Source organism: Polaromonas sp., from assembly GCF_016185115.1.
GTDB lineage: Bacteria > Pseudomonadota > Gammaproteobacteria > Burkholderiales > Burkholderiaceae_C > Polaromonas.
Map to the genome: position 1 here is coordinate 179,094 of NZ_JACPOF010000017.1, position 16,683 is coordinate 195,776.

The 16,683-nt window shown below is 58.8% G+C and carries 17 protein-coding genes; 7 read left to right on the top strand and 10 right to left on the bottom strand.

From position 1 onward, the window contains the following. Positions 1 to 119 precede the first annotated feature (119 nt). Positions 120 to 1,337, bottom strand: a complete 1,218-nt coding sequence (locus tag HYX42_RS11015) for a YihY family inner membrane protein (protein ID WP_293402845.1) — start codon at positions 1,335 to 1,337, stop codon at positions 120 to 122. A gap of 260 nt (positions 1,338 to 1,597) precedes the next feature. Here HYX42_RS11015 and HYX42_RS11020 point away from each other — a divergent pair, with 260 nt between their 5' ends. Genes HYX42_RS11020 through HYX42_RS11040 form a run of 5 tightly spaced genes read left to right on the top strand, consistent with a single transcriptional unit; the run spans position 1,598 to position 5,418 of the window. After that, positions 1,598 to 2,011 (top strand): DUF2069 domain-containing protein, encoded by a 414-nt coding sequence (locus HYX42_RS11020; RefSeq protein ID WP_293402847.1) that lies wholly within the window; start codon positions 1,598 to 1,600, stop codon positions 2,009 to 2,011. Next, positions 2,008 to 3,423: an FAD-binding oxidoreductase gene (locus tag HYX42_RS11025; RefSeq protein ID WP_293402849.1), complete on the top strand. Its 1,416-nt coding sequence runs from the start codon at positions 2,008 to 2,010 to the stop codon at positions 3,421 to 3,423. Before HYX42_RS11020 ends, HYX42_RS11025 begins: the two co-directional genes overlap by 4 nt. Before the next feature lie 54 nt (positions 3,424 to 3,477). Beyond that, positions 3,478 to 4,308: a thymidylate synthase gene (locus HYX42_RS11030; protein WP_293402851.1), complete on the top strand. Its 831-nt coding sequence runs from the start codon at positions 3,478 to 3,480 to the stop codon at positions 4,306 to 4,308. A gap of 5 nt (positions 4,309 to 4,313) precedes the next feature. Then, entirely contained in the window at positions 4,314 to 4,802 is a 489-nt protein-coding gene (locus HYX42_RS11035; RefSeq protein WP_293402853.1) for a dihydrofolate reductase, read from the top strand. Positions 4,803 to 4,818: 16 nt separating this feature from the next. Further along, entirely contained in the window at positions 4,819 to 5,418 is a 600-nt protein-coding gene (locus HYX42_RS11040; protein ID WP_293402855.1) for a DUF4337 domain-containing protein, read from the top strand. A 6-nt stretch (positions 5,419 to 5,424) separates the two neighbouring features. On the opposite strand, the gene HYX42_RS11045 is transcribed toward HYX42_RS11040, so the two are convergent. From HYX42_RS11045 to HYX42_RS11065, 5 genes are all read right to left on the bottom strand, one after another. Further along, positions 5,425 to 7,131: a GMC family oxidoreductase N-terminal domain-containing protein gene (locus tag HYX42_RS11045; protein WP_293402857.1), complete on the bottom strand. Its 1,707-nt coding sequence runs from the start codon at positions 7,129 to 7,131 to the stop codon at positions 5,425 to 5,427. Positions 7,132 to 7,198: 67 nt separating this feature from the next. Next, a complete protein-coding gene (locus HYX42_RS11050; RefSeq protein WP_293402859.1) occupies positions 7,199 to 8,227 on the bottom strand; it encodes a tripartite tricarboxylate transporter substrate binding protein in 1,029 nt (342 codons plus the stop codon). Positions 8,228 to 8,351: 124 nt separating this feature from the next. Then, positions 8,352 to 9,227, bottom strand: coding sequence for a fumarylacetoacetate hydrolase family protein (locus HYX42_RS11055; protein WP_293402861.1), 876 nt, complete (start codon positions 9,225 to 9,227; stop codon positions 8,352 to 8,354). A gap of 55 nt (positions 9,228 to 9,282) precedes the next feature. After that, positions 9,283 to 9,807, bottom strand: a complete 525-nt coding sequence (locus HYX42_RS11060; protein WP_293402863.1) for an ester cyclase — start codon at positions 9,805 to 9,807, stop codon at positions 9,283 to 9,285. Positions 9,808 to 9,866: 59 nt separating this feature from the next. After that, a complete protein-coding gene (locus HYX42_RS11065; RefSeq protein WP_293402865.1) occupies positions 9,867 to 10,877 on the bottom strand; it encodes a tripartite tricarboxylate transporter substrate binding protein in 1,011 nt (336 codons plus the stop codon). A gap of 164 nt (positions 10,878 to 11,041) precedes the next feature. Here HYX42_RS11065 and HYX42_RS11070 point away from each other — a divergent pair, with 164 nt between their 5' ends. Beyond that, on the top strand, positions 11,042 to 11,944 hold the full coding sequence (locus HYX42_RS11070) for a LysR family transcriptional regulator (RefSeq protein WP_293402867.1): 903 nt from the start codon (positions 11,042 to 11,044) through the stop codon (positions 11,942 to 11,944). A gap of 45 nt (positions 11,945 to 11,989) precedes the next feature. On the opposite strand, the gene HYX42_RS11075 is transcribed toward HYX42_RS11070, so the two are convergent. Genes HYX42_RS11075 through HYX42_RS11085 form a run of 3 tightly spaced genes read right to left on the bottom strand, consistent with a single transcriptional unit; the run spans position 11,990 to position 13,955 of the window. Further along, a complete protein-coding gene (locus HYX42_RS11075; protein WP_293402869.1) occupies positions 11,990 to 12,694 on the bottom strand; it encodes an SDR family NAD(P)-dependent oxidoreductase in 705 nt (234 codons plus the stop codon). Then, positions 12,691 to 13,599, bottom strand: a complete 909-nt coding sequence (phhA, locus tag HYX42_RS11080) for a phenylalanine 4-monooxygenase (protein ID WP_293402871.1) — start codon at positions 13,597 to 13,599, stop codon at positions 12,691 to 12,693. The genes HYX42_RS11075 and phhA overlap by 4 nt, the downstream gene beginning before the upstream one ends. A gap of 14 nt (positions 13,600 to 13,613) precedes the next feature. Next, positions 13,614 to 13,955 carry a 4a-hydroxytetrahydrobiopterin dehydratase gene (locus HYX42_RS11085; RefSeq protein WP_293402873.1) on the bottom strand — a complete coding sequence of 114 codons (342 nt, stop codon included), beginning with the start codon at positions 13,953 to 13,955 and terminating at the stop codon, positions 13,614 to 13,616. 347 nt (positions 13,956 to 14,302) lie between these two features. Between HYX42_RS11085 and xth the strand changes: the two genes are divergently transcribed. Then, complete coding sequence (gene xth, locus HYX42_RS11090) at positions 14,303 to 15,079, top strand: exodeoxyribonuclease III (protein WP_293402875.1); 777 nt, start codon at positions 14,303 to 14,305, stop codon at positions 15,077 to 15,079. Between the two features lie 46 nt (positions 15,080 to 15,125). On the opposite strand, the gene ntrC is transcribed toward xth, so the two are convergent. Continuing rightward, the gene (gene ntrC / locus HYX42_RS11095; protein WP_293402877.1) at positions 15,126 to 16,658 is read right to left on the bottom strand and encodes a nitrogen regulation protein NR(I); all 1,533 of its coding nucleotides are present in this window, start codon (positions 16,656 to 16,658) and stop codon (positions 15,126 to 15,128) included. Positions 16,659 to 16,683 lie beyond the last annotated feature (25 nt).

The following is a 16,683-nucleotide window of genomic DNA, read 5'->3' on the forward strand; positions in this document are numbered from 1 at the left end:
GGGCTATTTTGAGTTGGCCTGGACGTCAAAAACGAGTCGAATTCATGAAAAGTTAATACAGGAGTTAACTTTTCTTGAATTTTTAACGTACACACTAAATTTTTAAGGTATACGTTAAATTATCGTTTCAGCACCTGGCGCAATGTCAGTGCCGACCAGTTCGCCTCTTTCCACAGCGGCGCTGTCGATTCGGTCTTGTCCAGCAGCAGCAGTTTCATCAGCGGTTCCAGCGGCGTGCGGTCGGGGTCGGCCAGCAGGATGTAGCGCGACTCGCCCTCGCCTTCCTCGACCAGCTGGCCTATCCATTGCAGGCCGGCCAGCGTCTCCAGCACCGGCTCCAGCTGCAGCACATCTACCTGCAGCTCTTCGGCCAGCGCCGACGCGCCGCAGCCGTGGCTGCCCTTTTCACGCTGATGGTGGAGTTGCTGCAGCACCTCGATGGCCAGCTGGAACTGCCAGCCATGCGCGCTGCCGCGCCGCGCAATGCCCGCCAGCAGGCTGGGCAGGTAGGCGGCGATCACCGCACCCATGAGCACGACAATCCAGGCCACGTAAATCCAGACCAGCAGGATGGGCAGCGTCGCAAACGCCCCGTAAATAAGCGAATAGGTCGGCACCTTGCTGAGGTAGAAAGCCAGGACGTTCTTGGCCACGCCAATGCCCGCCGCCACAAAAAAGCCCCCGACCCAGGCGTGCGACCACTTCACGAAGGTGTTGGGCACGTAGCGGTACATGGCCGCCATGCCAAAGGCCACCAGGAAGAACTGCAGCGTGTTGAGGAAAAACCCGAGGCTGGCGGAAAGAATCCCAACACTGCCGGTCGAAAAAGACACCAGATACGTCGTCACGGCCAGGCTGGCCGCCAGCAGCAGCGGCCCCAGCGTGATGGCGGCCCAGTAAATGAGAATGCGCTGCGTCAGCGAGCGCGGCTTCTTGACACGCCAGATGCCGTTGAGCGTGCGGTCTATGGTGAGGATCATCGCAATCGCCGTGACCAGCAAGACCGCCAGGCCGGCAACACCGAGCTTGTTGGCCTGCCGGCTGAACATGGTGAGGTAACCCAGCACCTGGCGGGCGATGTTGTCCGGGATCAGGCTTTGCACCAGCCAGGCCTGCAGCGCGCCCTGCAGCTTGGCGAACATCGGGAAGGCCGTGAAGATGGCCAGCGCGACGGTGAAAAACGGCACCAGGGCGATGGAGGTGGTGAAGGTCAGGCTGCTGGCCGTCAGGCCCATGTGGTCTTCACGAAAACGGTCGCGCAGGGTCATGGCCGTGTGACGCCACGGGAAGCGCGACAGGTTGACCATGAAGTCCTGCAGGGATTGCTGAAATGACATCCCCGGTATCATCCTAGATTCGGCGGTTGACCGCTCGTTTTTCGCTGGGAAACCCGATGATTTCTGAATTTTTCCATCACGATGTCGTGTTTTTTTTTTATGAGACCGCTAGACGCCAGAGGATGCCACGCTCAAGGCGCCATACAGCGTTACTCCGCCTTGCAGGCAGTAGCCTGCTGCGTTGTCGCGCCTTGTCTGTCACCCTGATCGTGACACCCTCCGACGCATCCAACCGTCGAACCTAGGATCATGCCATCGACATGAACACGGACACAAAAAAACAAATCGACGCCACCCGCTGGCTGGCTGCCGGCAGCATGATGGGCCTCATCGTTCTGGGCTTTGCCTGGGAGATGTGGCTCTCGCCGATTCGCCCCGGCGGCTCGCTGCTGGCGCTCAAGGTGCTGCCCCTGTGCCTGCCGCTGGCCGGCGTGCTTAAAAACCGCATGTACACCTACCGCTGGCTCAGTTTGCTGGTGTGGGTTTACTTCACCGAAGGCGCCACCCGCGCCTGGAGCGACCGCCCGCCCGGCAACTACCTGGCCATGATTGAAGTGGCGCTGTGCCTGCTGCTGTTTGTGGCCTGTGCGCTGCATGTGCGGCTGCGGCTGAAACATGCGGCCATCGCCAATGCCGCCAACGCGGCCAACGTTGCAACGGCCGAAACCACATGAACGACGCACTCATCAACACCCTGCGCGGCATCACAGGCGCAGCCAACGTCCTGACCGAAGGCGACCTGAGCGCCTGGGAGCAGGACTGGCGCAAACGCGCACGCGGCAAGGCGCTAGCCGTGGTGCGGCCCGGCAACACCGCCGAGGTCGCCGCTGTTGTGAAGGCCTGCGTCGCGGCGGGTGTCAGCCTTGTTCCGCAAGGCGGCAACACAGGCCTCGTCGTCGGCGCGATTCCCGATGAATCAGGCACGCAGGTGGTGCTCAGCCTGCAGCGCATGAACAACGTTCGCAGCATGGACGCCGCCAACCTGACCATGACGGTCGAAGCCGGCTGCATTTTGCAGTCGCTTCAGGAAGCTGCCGAGAAAGCAGGCTTTCTGTTCCCGCTCAGCCTGGCCGCCGAAGGCAGCTGCACCATAGGCGGCAACCTGGCCACCAACGCCGGCGGCACACAGGTTGTGCGTTACGGCAATGCGCGCGAGCTCTGCCTGGGTGTTGAAGTGGTTACCGCGCAGGGCGAGATCTGGGACGGCCTGACCGGCTTGCGCAAGGACAACACGGGTTATGACCTGCGCGATCTGTTCATAGGCAGCGAAGGCACGCTGGGCATCATCACCGCCGCCACCCTCAAGCTCTACCCCATACCTGCAGCGCGCCTCACGGCATGGGCTGCCGTGCCATCGATGGCGCACGCCGTCACCCTGCTCGGCCTCGCGCACCAGCATCTGGGCGCTGGACTGACAGGATTTGAGGTGATGGGGCAGTTTGCGCTCAGCCTGGTCGATAAACATTTTCCGCAGCTGCGTGTGCCGCTGTACAAAGACACGCCGTTTTGCGTACTTCTCGAAAACTCCGATCACGAATCAGAAAGCCATGCGCGCGAACAGTTCGAACGCCTGCTTGAAACCGCGCTTGAAAATGAATGCGTGCTTGACGCCGTCGTGGCCGAAAATCTCACCCAAGCCAACCAGCTCTGGCACATACGCGAAAGCATCCCGCTGGCACAGGCTGAAGAAGGCCTCAACATCAAGCACGACATCTCGATTGCCGTGTCGCGCATTCCAGAGTTTGTGGAAAAGACCGACAGGCTGCTCGCCGATGCCATCCCCGGCGTGCGGATGGTGAACTTCGGGCACCTGGGCGACGGCAACCTGCACTACAACGTGCAGGCACCGGCCGATGGCGACAGCAAGGCCTTCTTGCGCGACCGCGAAGAAGAGGTCAACACCATCGTCTATGACTCGGTCGCGAGCTTTGAAGGCTCCATCTCGGCCGAGCACGGCGTGGGCAGCCTCAAACTCGACAAGCTGGAACACCACAAATCACCCGTCGCCATGGGCATGATGCGGGCCATCAAGCACGCGCTGGACCCCACCAACGCCATGAACCCTAACCGTGTGCTGCGCGCATAAAATTACCCTGCCAAAGCCGGTTCAGCCCTGTCGCCCTTCAATATCCTGCCACCCATGACGCACCCCATACGCTCCCAGTACGAAGATTTCATGCGCCATGTCGACACCCACGGCGTCTTCAAGGCAGACCGCACAGGCACCGGCACCAAGAGCGTTTTTGGCTACCAGATGCGCTTCGACCTGAATGAAGGTTTCCCGCTGGTCACGACCAAAAAGGTTCACCTCAAGTCCATCATTGTTGAACTGCTGTGGTTCCTGAAAGGCTCCAGCGACAACAACTGGCTCAAGGAACGCGGCGTCAGCATCTGGGACGAATGGGCGCGCGAAGACGGCGACCTTGGGCCGGTGTATGGCGTGCAATGGCGCAGCTGGCCCACACCCGACGGCGGCCACATTGACCAGATCTCCGACATCATCAAAACACTCAAGAGCAACCCTGATTCGCGACGCATCATCGTCAGCGCATGGAACGTGGCTGACTTGAGCAAGATGGCGCTCATGCCTTGCCATGCCTTCTTCCAGTTCTACGTGGCGCCGGCAACAACGCCAGGCGGCAAGGGCAAACTCAGCTGCCAGCTCTACCAGCGCAGCGCAGACATTTTTCTGGGCGTGCCCTTCAACATCGCCAGCTACGCGCTGCTCACGCACATGGTGGCGCAGCAATGTGACCTTGATGTGGGCGACTTCATCTGGACGGGCGGTGACTGCCACATCTACAGCAACCACGCCGAGCAGGTCGCGTTGCAACTGAGCCGCACGCCACACCCCTACCCGACGCTGAACATCAAGCGCAAACCGGCGTCGGTCTTTGACTACGAATTCGAAGACTTTGAGTTCCCCGACTATCAGCACCACGCTGCCATCAAAGCTCCTGTAGCCGTCTAACCGCCATGCTTGTCAACATGATTTATGCCCGCGCCGCCAACGGCGTGATCGGCAAGAACGACACCCTGCCCTGGCACCTGCCGGAAGACATGGCGCATTTCAAAAAAGTCACCATGGGCTGGCCCGTCATCATGGGCCGCAAGACCTGGGATTCACTGCCGGCTAAATTCCGCCCACTGCCCGGCCGTACCAATATCGTCATCACGCGCCAGGATGGCTGGCGGGCCGAGGGCGCCAAGGTGGCGACAAGCGTTGAAAACGCGATCAGCCTGGCAGGCAAGATTGAAGAGGTCTGGGTGATTGGAGGCGCGCAGATCTACGCACTGGCCGAGCCCCTGGCCGACTGCATTGAGGTCACCGAAATCGCGCAGGATTTTGAAGGAGATGCATACGCGCCTGCTCTCGGAACACAATGGGTTGAGACAGCCCGCGAGAAACACGTTTCAAAAAACGGGCTGCAGTTCAGTTTTATCACCTACAACAAACAGAAATAACACGGAAGGAGACTTTATGTCTGGAGGCGGATTTCACGTACACGGGCCACACGATCATGAGCTGGAACATGCAGCGCAGGGCGGGCATGGCGATGGCAAACATGAAGGCGGCGGCATGATTGCGCAGATTGCCGTCATCACGGCCATCATCGCGACAGTAGGCGCCATCTTTTCATACATGGGCGGCGCAACCCAGGCCAATGCCGGGCTTTACAAAAACAACGCAGCCATCAAAAAGACCGAAGCCTCCAACCAGTGGAATTTCTTCCAGGCCAAAAGCACCAAGCAGTCGCTGGCAGAAGTCTCGCGTGACCTGACGACCGTTGAAGGGGAGAAGGCCAAGTACCAGGCCAAGATAGACCGTTACGAAAAAGAAAAAAACGACATCAAGCTGGCCGCCGAGAAGCTCGAAAGCGAAGCGGCCACCTGGGACAAATCATCCGACGAACAGATGCACCAGCATCACCGCTGGGCGCAGGCCACCACCGTCCTTCAGGTGTCAATTGCACTGGCCGCCATCGCACTGCTGACGCGCAAGAAATGGCTGGAGTACGGCATGTTTGTGCTGGCGGGTATCGGGCTTGTCATTGGTGCACTCGCTGCACTGCATATTTGATCGGCTTTACGGACAGCACGATGCTGACCTGATCGCAGCGGCCATTTTTTCCGCGATCATGATCGTAGGAATGTGGGTCCCCCCGCTGGTGACTGTAGGCATGACGGAGGCATCAATCACCCTCAGGCGATCGACCCCCAGAACCTTGCCTTCCACGTCCACAACAGCCATGGGATCATTTTCATGCCCCATGCGACAGGTGCCGCAGATATGCCCGGTGCCACTGACACTGCCCAGGGCAAACTCGGCCAGCGCATCCTCGTCTCCAATCACCTGCCGGGCTGGTGTCATGCTGGCCAGGCGGCTGACCCAGCGTTGCCCGGCGCCCGGCGCAATGTCCATCAGGCCTGCCGCAAGACGTGCGCGGACGGCATTGAGGCGGGTGGGTTCGTTGTAGCGCATCAGGCGGCTGATGTTGCTCACGTTCAGCAGAACATAGGGAGGGCCGGAAACATCCCCCAACTGCGCGTACAGGGCGGCGCTCAGCCGGAAACCTTTCATCATCCGCTCCAGGTCACGACGGTCCCCTAGCAGGTTGAATTCCGTCAGGGACTTTGCAGAAGGGTCCCGTCCGTTCAGAGTGATCTGCCCGCGCGAATACGGCATGGAAACCGTGGGCGCAACTGCCCCCATTCGTCGCCCGAGCGCATGCCAGGACAGCCAGCTGCGCACGGACATGCCCATATCCCCGCCCGGCATGCCCTGCAACCCGGAAGACCAGCGCAAATAGCTTGAACCCGCAGGCCGGTCACCGGGGCCCTCTATGCCTGCGCGACTGAGAAAAGACACCATGAACAGCATGGGATGGTTCTGCAGGTTTTGTCCAACCCCGGGCAAATGATGTTTGACGGCAATGCCCGCCCGCTGCAGCTGTTCGCCATCGCCAATGCCTGATCGCATCAGCAGCACGGGCGAACGCAAGGCCCCGGCTGCAAGAATGACCTCCTTGCCATGCAGGCTGATGTCGGCCCCGGATTGTTCCTTCGCGAGTACACCCACGACTCGCGGCCTGAGTTGCCCTGGAGCGAAAATCAGCGACGTGACTGTGGTGTTTGTGAGCACACGCAGGTTTGGTCTGGCCCTCACGGCTGCCGTCAGATAACACAGCCCTGCGGAGCCCCTTGATTTCTCAAAGCGGCTTGCCGGCAACACGCAATGGCCGTCTCTGAAATCACCATTCATGTCGGCGACATCCGCAAACCCGTGTTTTGTGGCCGCAGAGTGGAAAGCGCGCGCCAGCGGCGACCACGCGGATTCAGCCTGGCGGCGTATGGGCAAGGGACCGTCATGGCCATGCATGGGTCCGCTGAAATCATGATCCGTCTCCAGCTTGCGGAAAAATGGCAGCACGTCGCGCCAGGCCCATCCACTGGCTCCGCCCGCAGCCCATGCGTCGTAGATTTCAGGTTTCCCGCGCATGGCCCACATACCCATGATGTTGCTGCTGCCACCAAGAATCCGGCCCTGGGGCATGGGTACGGCTGGCGAAACACCGGCATTGCGCCAGTGCACACGGGTATCCGGCCAGGTGTAGGCGGCGTTGAAGGTTGAAAGCGGGAAAACGCTCCGTATGTCTTGCGGCTCCTTTCCGGGCACAAGATCAGCGCCAGCCTCCAGCAGCAGAACATGAACCCCAGGATTTTCCGAAAGACGGCTGGCCAGTACCGCGCCCGCTGCACCGGAACCCACGATCACGTAGTCATAAGAAACCATATGAATTTTTTAGAGGGGAAAAGTCAGCATTGAAAACGGGCGTGCAGATCTGCCCGGCATGCCCCGGTCAATCAACACGGATATTCCTGGACTTGATGAGTGCCCCCAGCTTTGCCTTTTCTGCTTCGAGAAATTGCACGAATGCCTCCGGGCGCCCACCGCCGGAGATGAAGTCCATCTGGCGGAAGGTCTCCTGAAGCTGGGGGGACGCCAGCACGGCATTGACGTCAGCGCCAAGCCGGGCCTGAAGCTCAGGCGGTGTTTTGGCCGGAAGAAAAAGACCAAACCAGCTGCCGGAGCGAAAGCCTTTCAGGCCTGCGGCCTCAGCCGTTGGCAACTCCGGCCAGGAAGCCAGTGGTTTTTCACTGCCGACCATGAGTGCACGGATTTTTCCGGTCTCGGCCATGCTGCGCGAGCCCGAAGACTCAAAGACCGCGTCAATGTGACCGCCCGCCATGGCTGGTATTGACGCACTGCTGCCGGGATAGGGAATGCTCAAGAGTTTGAAGCCCGACATCGCTGCGAGTTCTTCTGCATTCAGATGCGGACTGGACGCAACGCCGGAAGTACCGAAAGCAACGCCGTCAGCTTTTTTTCTGGCCCACTCCGCAAACTCGCGGTAATTGGTGGCTGGAATATTGCTGCGGATGTAGAGGACGCTGGGCGTACTGCCCAGGTAGACAACCGGTACCAGAGCCTTGACGTCAAACGGCGCGCCGCGGCTCTGGAACTGCGTGGTGATGTAACCCAGGCTACCCAGAAGAATGGTTCGGCCGTCAACGCCGCCCTGGTCTATGGCGTAGCGAATCCCCACAACAGAGGCCGCTCCAGTCTTGTTGACAACAACCACCGGCTCGCCCCACTTCTTTGACAGTGCATCGGCAACATGACGCGCGATGGCATCCGTGAAGCCGCCCGCGGCATACGGAACAACCAGCTCAATGGGTTTGCCATGGGACAGCCCGGAAATGCCGCCTGATATGAGGATGACAAGGATGCGCGCAAGGGCACGCAGTCTGGTGCCAGCCCCGGGGAAATACTTTCCCAGAAAAACAAAACGCGATTGCAGCGCCTGAAGGCCTGACAGCTTGTTCATGATGTTGTCTCCATTTCAGCTTCGGATTCAGGTCTTGCTGCCGCTTGCGGCACTGCCTGCTTTGGGTTGGTAAATTTGTAAGGCCAGGTCGACAGAACAGGCGGAATATCCTGAGGCGTATCCATCAGAGACCTGAATGCGCCTGAGCTTCGTCGACCACGGTATTGCGCAATATGCCGATCTGGCTGATCTCGACTTCGACCGTATCACCCGGCTTCATCCAGAGCACAGGATTGCGTCGGGCGCCTATGCCCGCGGGCGTACCGGTTGCAATCACATCTCCCGGGAGAAGATGCGTAAAGCCTGACACATAGGCAACAAGCTCCGCCACTGAATGAATGAACATGGATGTGCTGGCCTGCTGGACTACTGCGCCATTCAGCCTTGTTGTCAGACGCAAGTCGGCCGGATCGGGGAGTTCATCCGCCGTGACGAGCCAGGGACCAAAAGGCCCGGTGGCCGGAAAATTTTTCCCGGCCGTAATCGACTCTTTCTGATAGTCGCGCACGCTCACATCGTTGAAACAGGTGTAGCCAGCGACAAAGGAAAGCGCATTGCCGACGGGGATGTGCCTGCCCTCATGGCCAATCACCAGCGCCAGCTCTCCCTCGAAGTCCAGTTGCAGCGACTGCCTGGGGCGAACAATGGCTTGCCCGTGCCCCAGCAAGGTGTCCGCAAAGCGCGTAAAAAAGATGGGTGCAGCCGGCGCAGCGCTCCCCGATTCGGCAGCATGCGCCGCATAGTTGAGACCCACAGCCAGTACCTTTGACGGATCAATGACGGGCGGCAGCAACTGGACGGTGTCAAGATCAATCGCATGCCCAGACCTGCTGACGGCGAGGGCGACCTGCTGTAGTGCCGAATCCTGCAACACCTGTCGCACGCTGCCGTAGCGACCGTCGGTAGCGGCTGTTCCATCAACAATCTGCAGGCGCCGTTGACGTTCGACAACAGCACCCCAACACTGCTTGCCCTGCAACTCGTAGCTTGCAAGCTTCATCTGGATGAACTTCGCAAACCTTGCCAGACGCCCGGTTTCTTGTGACGACGGCGGCTCATGGCTTGCGCAGTTCCTGAAGAACGGGCCCCAGCGTATTGAGGCCCCAGTGTTCAAAATAGCGGCCATTTTTGACGCGCACAATGTCTATCACGTCGATAGACACCTTTCTGTTTGTCGGTGCAATGCCCATCAGAACCCCGAGATGTGTGCCCGAAATGGTTTTGCGGCTGGTGACAAGGTCGCCCTCTGCAACCTGCTCGTGTATCACTACCTTGAGGTCTGGAAAGGCGGGCCTCAGCACATTGTTAAAGGTGTTGATCATGCCGGCAGGGCCGTTGTCCATACCGGGCGGGGCGGAGTGATTTACAAAAGCCGGGTCCATGAGCTCCTGAAAACTGTCAAGACGCCCCTGCTCAATGACCTCTTTGTTAAACCTGCTGACGACTGCCTTATTCATCTGGATGTGTTCCTGGGTGAAGGGTCGTGGACGCTGGACCTGACCCGTGCCTTGCGCATCGGCATGGGGGCATGCAGCCAGGCAAAACGACAGGACGACAAGCGACAGGTGTGGAAATGTCATGAAGTACTTTCAGATGCGGACGTTGTTTGGGTGCAGCCCGGCAGGCATGCGGGTGAACACTAGTCAACAGTAATCTGTGCATCCCTGATCACCTTTCCAAAGCGTTTCCTTTCCTCCGATACGAACGCGGCAAACGCGACTGGTGTACTGAAATATGGTTCAGCCGCCTGTTGCGCGAGTTTCTCCCTCAGATCCGCACTGGCGACTGCAAGCTTCAGGGCGTTCGACAATCTGGTGACGATGGCCTCAGGGGTGCCCGCCGGAGCAGCCAGGCCAGACCATCCCGTCACGGCTGATCCGGGGAAACCGGCCTCTTCTATCGTTGGCACGTCAGGGAGGGACAGTGCACGTTGCTTGCCGGTAACCGCAAGGGCGCGCAACCTGCCGGCCTTGATCAGTGGCAAGGCCGAAGCCATGTTCACGAACACTACAGGTGTCTGCCCGGCCATGGCATCCGTGAGCGCGGCCGCATCACCACGGTAAGACGCATGAACCATGTCGATATGCGCAACGCTCTTGAAAAGCTCTGCCGCCAGATGGGGCGTGGTCCCGTTTCCCGGCGAACCGAATACCAGTTTGCCGGGTTGTGCCTTTGCGAACGACACCAGGTCTTTCAGGGTTTTGAACGGGGCGCCCGCGCTGACGGCCACCAGTCCCTGAAAGCTGGTGAACTGCCCGATAAAAGCGAAATCCCGCTGGGGGTCAAACGACATCCGTGAGTAAAGCCATGGATTGATGGCCAGGGCGGCCGAAGGCGCCAGCAAAAGCGTGTAGCCGTCGGGCTTGGATTTTGCAACAAGCTCGGCGCCGATATTGCTGCCGGCGCCGGGCTTGTTGTCCACGATCACCTGCTGCCCCAGCGTCTCCGCGAGTTTGCTGGCCAGCACGCGCGCCTGCACATCGGCAGCACCACCTGCGGGGAATCCGACCACCAGCCGCACGGGACGTGAGGGGAACGATTCAGGGGCCTGGGCCATGCCGGGCACTGCATGAACAGCGGCCTGCAAAACGCAAGCGCCGATCAGGAATTTTTTCAACAGACTGAAGGCTTTGGATGCGGAATGGGTCATGGTCAGGGTCTCCGGATTCTTGTTTTTTCAGCCGAAATTGATGCAAAAGAAGCACCAGGAAAATTGCTCAATCCCGCGAATGCCGCAAGTCTAAGTACGTAGAATCATCAAAACAAGACCGAAATTTCAATCGCAATCCATAAATTTTCCTGAAGTAATTCAAAGTGTCACGCCTCAACCTCGTCAATTTTGAAACCGTATGCTGTATTGCGCGCCTGGGCAGCTTCAGCGCTGCGGCGCTGCGCCTGAATGCATCCCAACCTGCGGTGACGGCCCGGGTGCGTGAACTTGAGTCTTCGGTGGGCATCGCGTTTTTCCAGAAGAGCGGGCGGCGCATGGAGTTGACGATAGCCGGACGCGAATTTCTGCAACGTGTCGAACCGCTGGTTCAGCAGATCGAGCAGGAGGTACTCGCGCATGCCGCACCAGATTCGTTGAATGGCGTTGTGAGAATCGGCGTTTCCCATGTCATGTTGAGCTGGTTTCCGGAAGTGATCGCCCAGCTCAAGCGCGACATGCCCGGTGTCCGGTACGAAATAGACCTGGATGCCGGGGCCAGCATGGTCCAGAAGCTGGAAGCCGGCCGCATGGACATTGCGGTGGTCGCAGGCAAGGCCCAAAGCCCCCGCATGGCCTCAGTAAGCCTTCAGCCCGAGGAACTGCAATGGCTGATGTCTTCACGCATACCGCGCAAGCTTGCCGGCCGGAAGCGGCCAACGGCAGACCTGCTGGCAGGTTCACCAATATGGCTGGTGCCACGCAGCTCGATACTCTTTGCCGATGCAATGGCAGCATTGCGGCAACACAATGTGCAGATGCACAACCTCAATGCCTGCGTCAACATGGCCGGCATCCTCAGCATGATCGATCACACGACAGGCATAGGCTTGACCGCAACCTCGGTAGCACAAGCGCATCTCGCAGCCGGTCTGGTTGAACCGGTCGGCGCCGATCTTCCTGCGATCAGGCTGGACGTGACCTTGATGTATCACAGGGACCAGCATCAGACCATCGTACGCAAGGTCATCGAACGTATCGTCGAATTCGACCAGCGCAGGCCAGTTTGACATCGGAGCGGGAGATTGTTGAAAAACCCGCCACGACTCCACGCTTTAACTCAATCCCGTGACCGGGAGGGAAGCACCATGCACGGCCCTCGCGTCGTCAGAGGCGAGAAACCGGATGACGGATGCCAGATCATGAGGTGCTACCCAGCATGCCGGATCAGCATCGGGCATTGCGGCGCGATTCTGTGGCGTGTCCAGAATCGTTGGCAGCACGCAATTGACATTGATATTTTTATCCCGCAGTTCCGCCGCCATCGACTCGGTAAGACGCATCACCGCGCTTTTGGAAGCGATGTAAGCACCCATCCGCGCAGCCCCTTTTTGTGCAGAGTACGCGCTGACGTTAACGATCTTGCCTCCCCCCATGCCGACCATGTGCGGCACGACAGCATGAGTGATGTTCAACAGGGTACGGACATTCATGTCAAACATGCCATTCCAGTTCGCTGCTGATGTCTCGTGCACGGCCTCACCCATGTGAAAGCCGCCAGCAAGATTGCAGAGTACATCTACCCGTTGATACCGCTCAACAGCAGCTTCGATAACTCCTGATGCGTTTTCAGGTTCAAGCAGGTTGGCGGGCGCAAGCATGAGTTGCGCAGTTTCCATGCCAAAGGTTTCAAGCAGGGCATCCTTGTGAAGGTCAACCAGCACAACCCGGGCATCCTGATCCATGAACAGCCTGGCAACAGCGCGGCCCAGATTGCCGGTTGCGCCTGTGATGACGACCGTCTTGTTCGCAAAACTCATGTGACGACTCCCCCGATGCGACCCCGATGGTAGTCACCGGTACCGCGTGAGATGACATGATCGGTGGAAAGCACGGTGCCCGGCAAATGCTCAGGCCCTTCTTCTGCACGACGATAGAACGGACCGAAGTCGACATGGGCAAGGTCCAGCAGCCGGTCAATATCTTCAATCACAAAATAGCTTTCCTGAAAATCATCAATGCGGTAGTGGGTGCGCATCACCCGTTCAAGATCAAAAGCAATACGATTGGGGGAAGCCGCGGACAAGGCGAATACGCTCTCGGTATAAGACGACGCGATACCGGCACCATAGATACGCAGGCCACCGTTCTGCCTGACCAGTCCAAACTCCACCGTATACCAGTACACACGCGCCAGTTTGTCGAGCACACCCAGGTCCCGGGCACGCAGGCCACCCATCCCGTATGCCTGGATGTAATCCGCGATGGAGGGATTCATCAGCATTGGTACATGGCCGAAGACATCGTGAAATACATCAGGCTCTTCAAGGTAGTCCAGTTGATGAGGTTCGCGTATGAAATTTCCTGCGGGAAAGCGGCGATTGGCAAGATGCTCAAAGAAGACCTCATCAGGAACAAGCCCGGGCACTGCCACCACCTGCCAGCCGGTACGCCGTACAAGCACCTCATTGAGGCGATTGAAATCCGGAATCTCATCCGGGCCCATGGGCAGGTTTTGCATTCCCTGCACAAATTCGTCGCAGGCGCGGCCAGGCAGCAGCTTCGTCTGACGCTCGAACAGTGTTTTCCAAACTTGGTGCTGCTCGGGCGTGTAGTTCTTCCAGCCCTGGTCTATGGTCCAGTCGGGCCGCTCCGGTTTCGAAACGACTCCGGCTGCGCTGCCATGCTTTTCGGATAGGCCTGCAGAATCAACAGCTTCATTCATCACTGTCTCCATGATCACTCTCCCCGCTCCACTGCAGACGGCTGCAGTTTTGCAAAAATGCTGTCGGCCAGCCGGGCAAGCTCAATGTCCCGCATCGACAGTCCATTGACATCGTGAGTGGTGAGCGTGATCTCTACCCGGTTGTATATGTTTGACCACTCGGGATGATGATCCCTCTTCTCGGCAGCCAGTGCCAATTGCGTCATGAACCCGAAGGCCTCACCGAAACCGTCGAAAACGAATTCACGCTTTATCAGGCCTCCTCGTGCCTCGTCAAACCTCCAGGCCGGCACGCTTGCCAGATGCCCGGCATCAACAGGGCTTTGCAGTCTTTCCATACTTGCCTTTCCAATCATCAGGGGGTCGCCGACACGGCACCGCACTCAGGGGAATGCTAGGCAATCAGAGAGGAGAATTACTGCGTCTTTTGATGCATTGAGTGCAGTTACTGCAGGAATCCTGCAACTCCCGGACCAATCGAAAACCCCTCAAGGCAGGATGTGTGGCTGATGCGGGGCAACTCATCGCTTCATCTCCCGGCACGGAAGCTCGAATGAGACATGCAACGTAGAATCCGGACACATCACGCCGTACCTTGTTAAAAGTATCAGACGGCAAAGCTGGCCGGGTTTCATCGGATATCCCTCCCGGATATGGTGTAACACCTGAATTTCCTTTTTGAAATGTAATGGGATCTCCGTTCATGAAGATCACGACCTGGAACGTCAATTCGCTCACTGCACGCCTGCAGCATGTACTGGACTGGCTGGCCGCCAACCCGGTGGACGTGCTCTGCCTGCAGGAGCTGAAAATGACCGACGACAAGTTTCCGCTTGATGCGCTCAAGGCGGCAGGTTACGAGGCAGTGGCGTTCGGCCAGAAGACCTATAACGGCGTCGCCGTCCTGTCGCGAACGCCTGCGCGCGATGTGGTCAAAAACATTGTGGGCTTTGAAGACGAACACTCGCGCGTGATTGCGGCAACTGTCGACAGCCCTTCAGGCCCCATCCGTGTGATGAACGGTTATTTCGTCAACGGACAGGAGCTGGGCAGCGAAAAATTTGCCTACAAGATGCGCTGGCTGACCGGCCTGCAGGCCTATGTGCGCGCCGAGATGGCAGCCCATCCGCAATTTGTATTGCTGGGCGACTTCAACATCACGCCAGCCGACGAAGACTCCTTCGACCCCGAAGGCCTGCGCGAAACCATACACCACAGCACAGCAGAACGTGACCAGTTTCGCCAGTTGCTGGCGCTGGGCCTCGCCGACAGCTTTCGCATGTTCGATCAGCCACCAAAAAGTTTTTCATGGTGGGACTACCGCATGCTGGGCTACCAGAAGAACCGCGGACTGCGCATTGACCATATCCTGGTCAGTGATGCGCTCAAGCCGCTGGTCAAAGCCTGCACCATTGACCGCGTACCCCGCAAATGGGAAAAGCCCAGCGACCATGCACCTGTGACGGTGGAACTCGCCTGAATCGCCGGGACGAAGCCCTAAAAAAAGCGGACCTGGGTCCGCTTTTTTATTCGAGATTTAACTCCTGGATTTTTCTGGTGATGGTGTTTCGCCCTATTCCCAGCTTCTGGGCCGCTTCAATCCGGCGGCCACGCGTATTGAGCAGCGCGGTCTGGATAAGTTTTGATTCAAAACGCCGCGTCAGCACATCCCAGACATCGCTGCGTCCCGTTGCCAGCAAAGCCTGCGCTTCAATCTCCAGTCCGGCTTCCCAGGCTTGGGCACCACCGCCGTGCTCCAGGTTTGCAGAAGTAGCGACGCCCTCCGCAGCGACACCCATCGATGCATCCGGATCGGAAGCAGCTTCTGCCCTGACCACGGGTTTTGTGGCCGTCGCGCTATCCGGCGCCAACGAACTCTTGCTGTAGTCAGGAGCAGCGCCCAGAACTTCAGGGGGCAAATCCTTGGGCTCTATCACCTGCGCCGGCGCCATCACTGTCAGCCAGTGGCAGATGTTTTCAAGCTGGCGAACGTTGCCGGGAAAAGAGAACTGGCTCAGTTGCTGCAATGCCGCATCTGAAATGCGTTTGGGCTCTACCCCCAACTGCTTGGCGCTTTGCTGCAGGAAGTGGCGGGTCAGCATGAACACATCCTCGCGCCGCTCACGCAGCGCGGGCAAACGCAGGCGGATGACGTTGAGGCGGTGAAACAGATCTTCGCGGAACACGCCTTCCTTCACGCGCTGCTCCAGGTCCTGGTGCGTCGCGGCAATCACACGCGGGTTGGCCTTGATGGCGTTGTGGCCGCCAACGCGGTAGAAATGCCCGTCGCTCAGCACGCGCAGCAAACGCGTCTGCAGGTCAAACGGCATGTCGCCGATTTCATCAAGGAACAGCGTGCCGCCTTCGGCCTGCTCGAAGCGGCCACGGCGCATGGTTTGCGCGCCTGTGAAAGCGCCGCGCTCATGGCCAAAGAGTTCGCTCTCAAGCAAATCCTTGGGGATGGCCGCCGTATTGATGGCGACAAACGGGCCGTTGGCGCGCGTTGAATGTTTGTGCAGGGCGCGTGCGACCAGTTCCTTGCCGGAGCCGGATTCACCAGTGATCATGACGGTCACGTTGCTCTGGCTCAAGCGGCCAATGGCGCGAAAGACATCCTGCATGGCAGGCGCCTGACCCAGCATTTCCGGCGCATTGGCCATGCGCTCTTCGGCGACTTCCTCACGCTGACTCTCTTCAACTGCGCGGCGGATGAGTTCAACCGCCTTGGGCAAATCGAAAGGTTTGGGCAGGTATTCAAACGCCCCACCCTGGAAGGCAGACACGGCACTGTCGAGATCAGAGAACGCCGTCATGATGATGACGGGCAGGCCGGGGAGCTTTTCCTTGACCTTTTCAAGCAGGTCCAGGCCAGAGCCGCCCGGCATGCGGATATCGCTCACCAGGATTTGGGGGCCGTCTTCGTCGGTTGCGACCTCCAGTGCGGCAAGCACCTCGCGCGGATTGGTGAAGCTCCGCGTCGGCAGGTCTTCACGCAGCAAGGCTTTTTCCAGAACAAACCGGATTGACTGGTCATCATCAACGATCCAGATCGGTTTCATGCTTTTGCAGTCCCTTCGGGTTTAA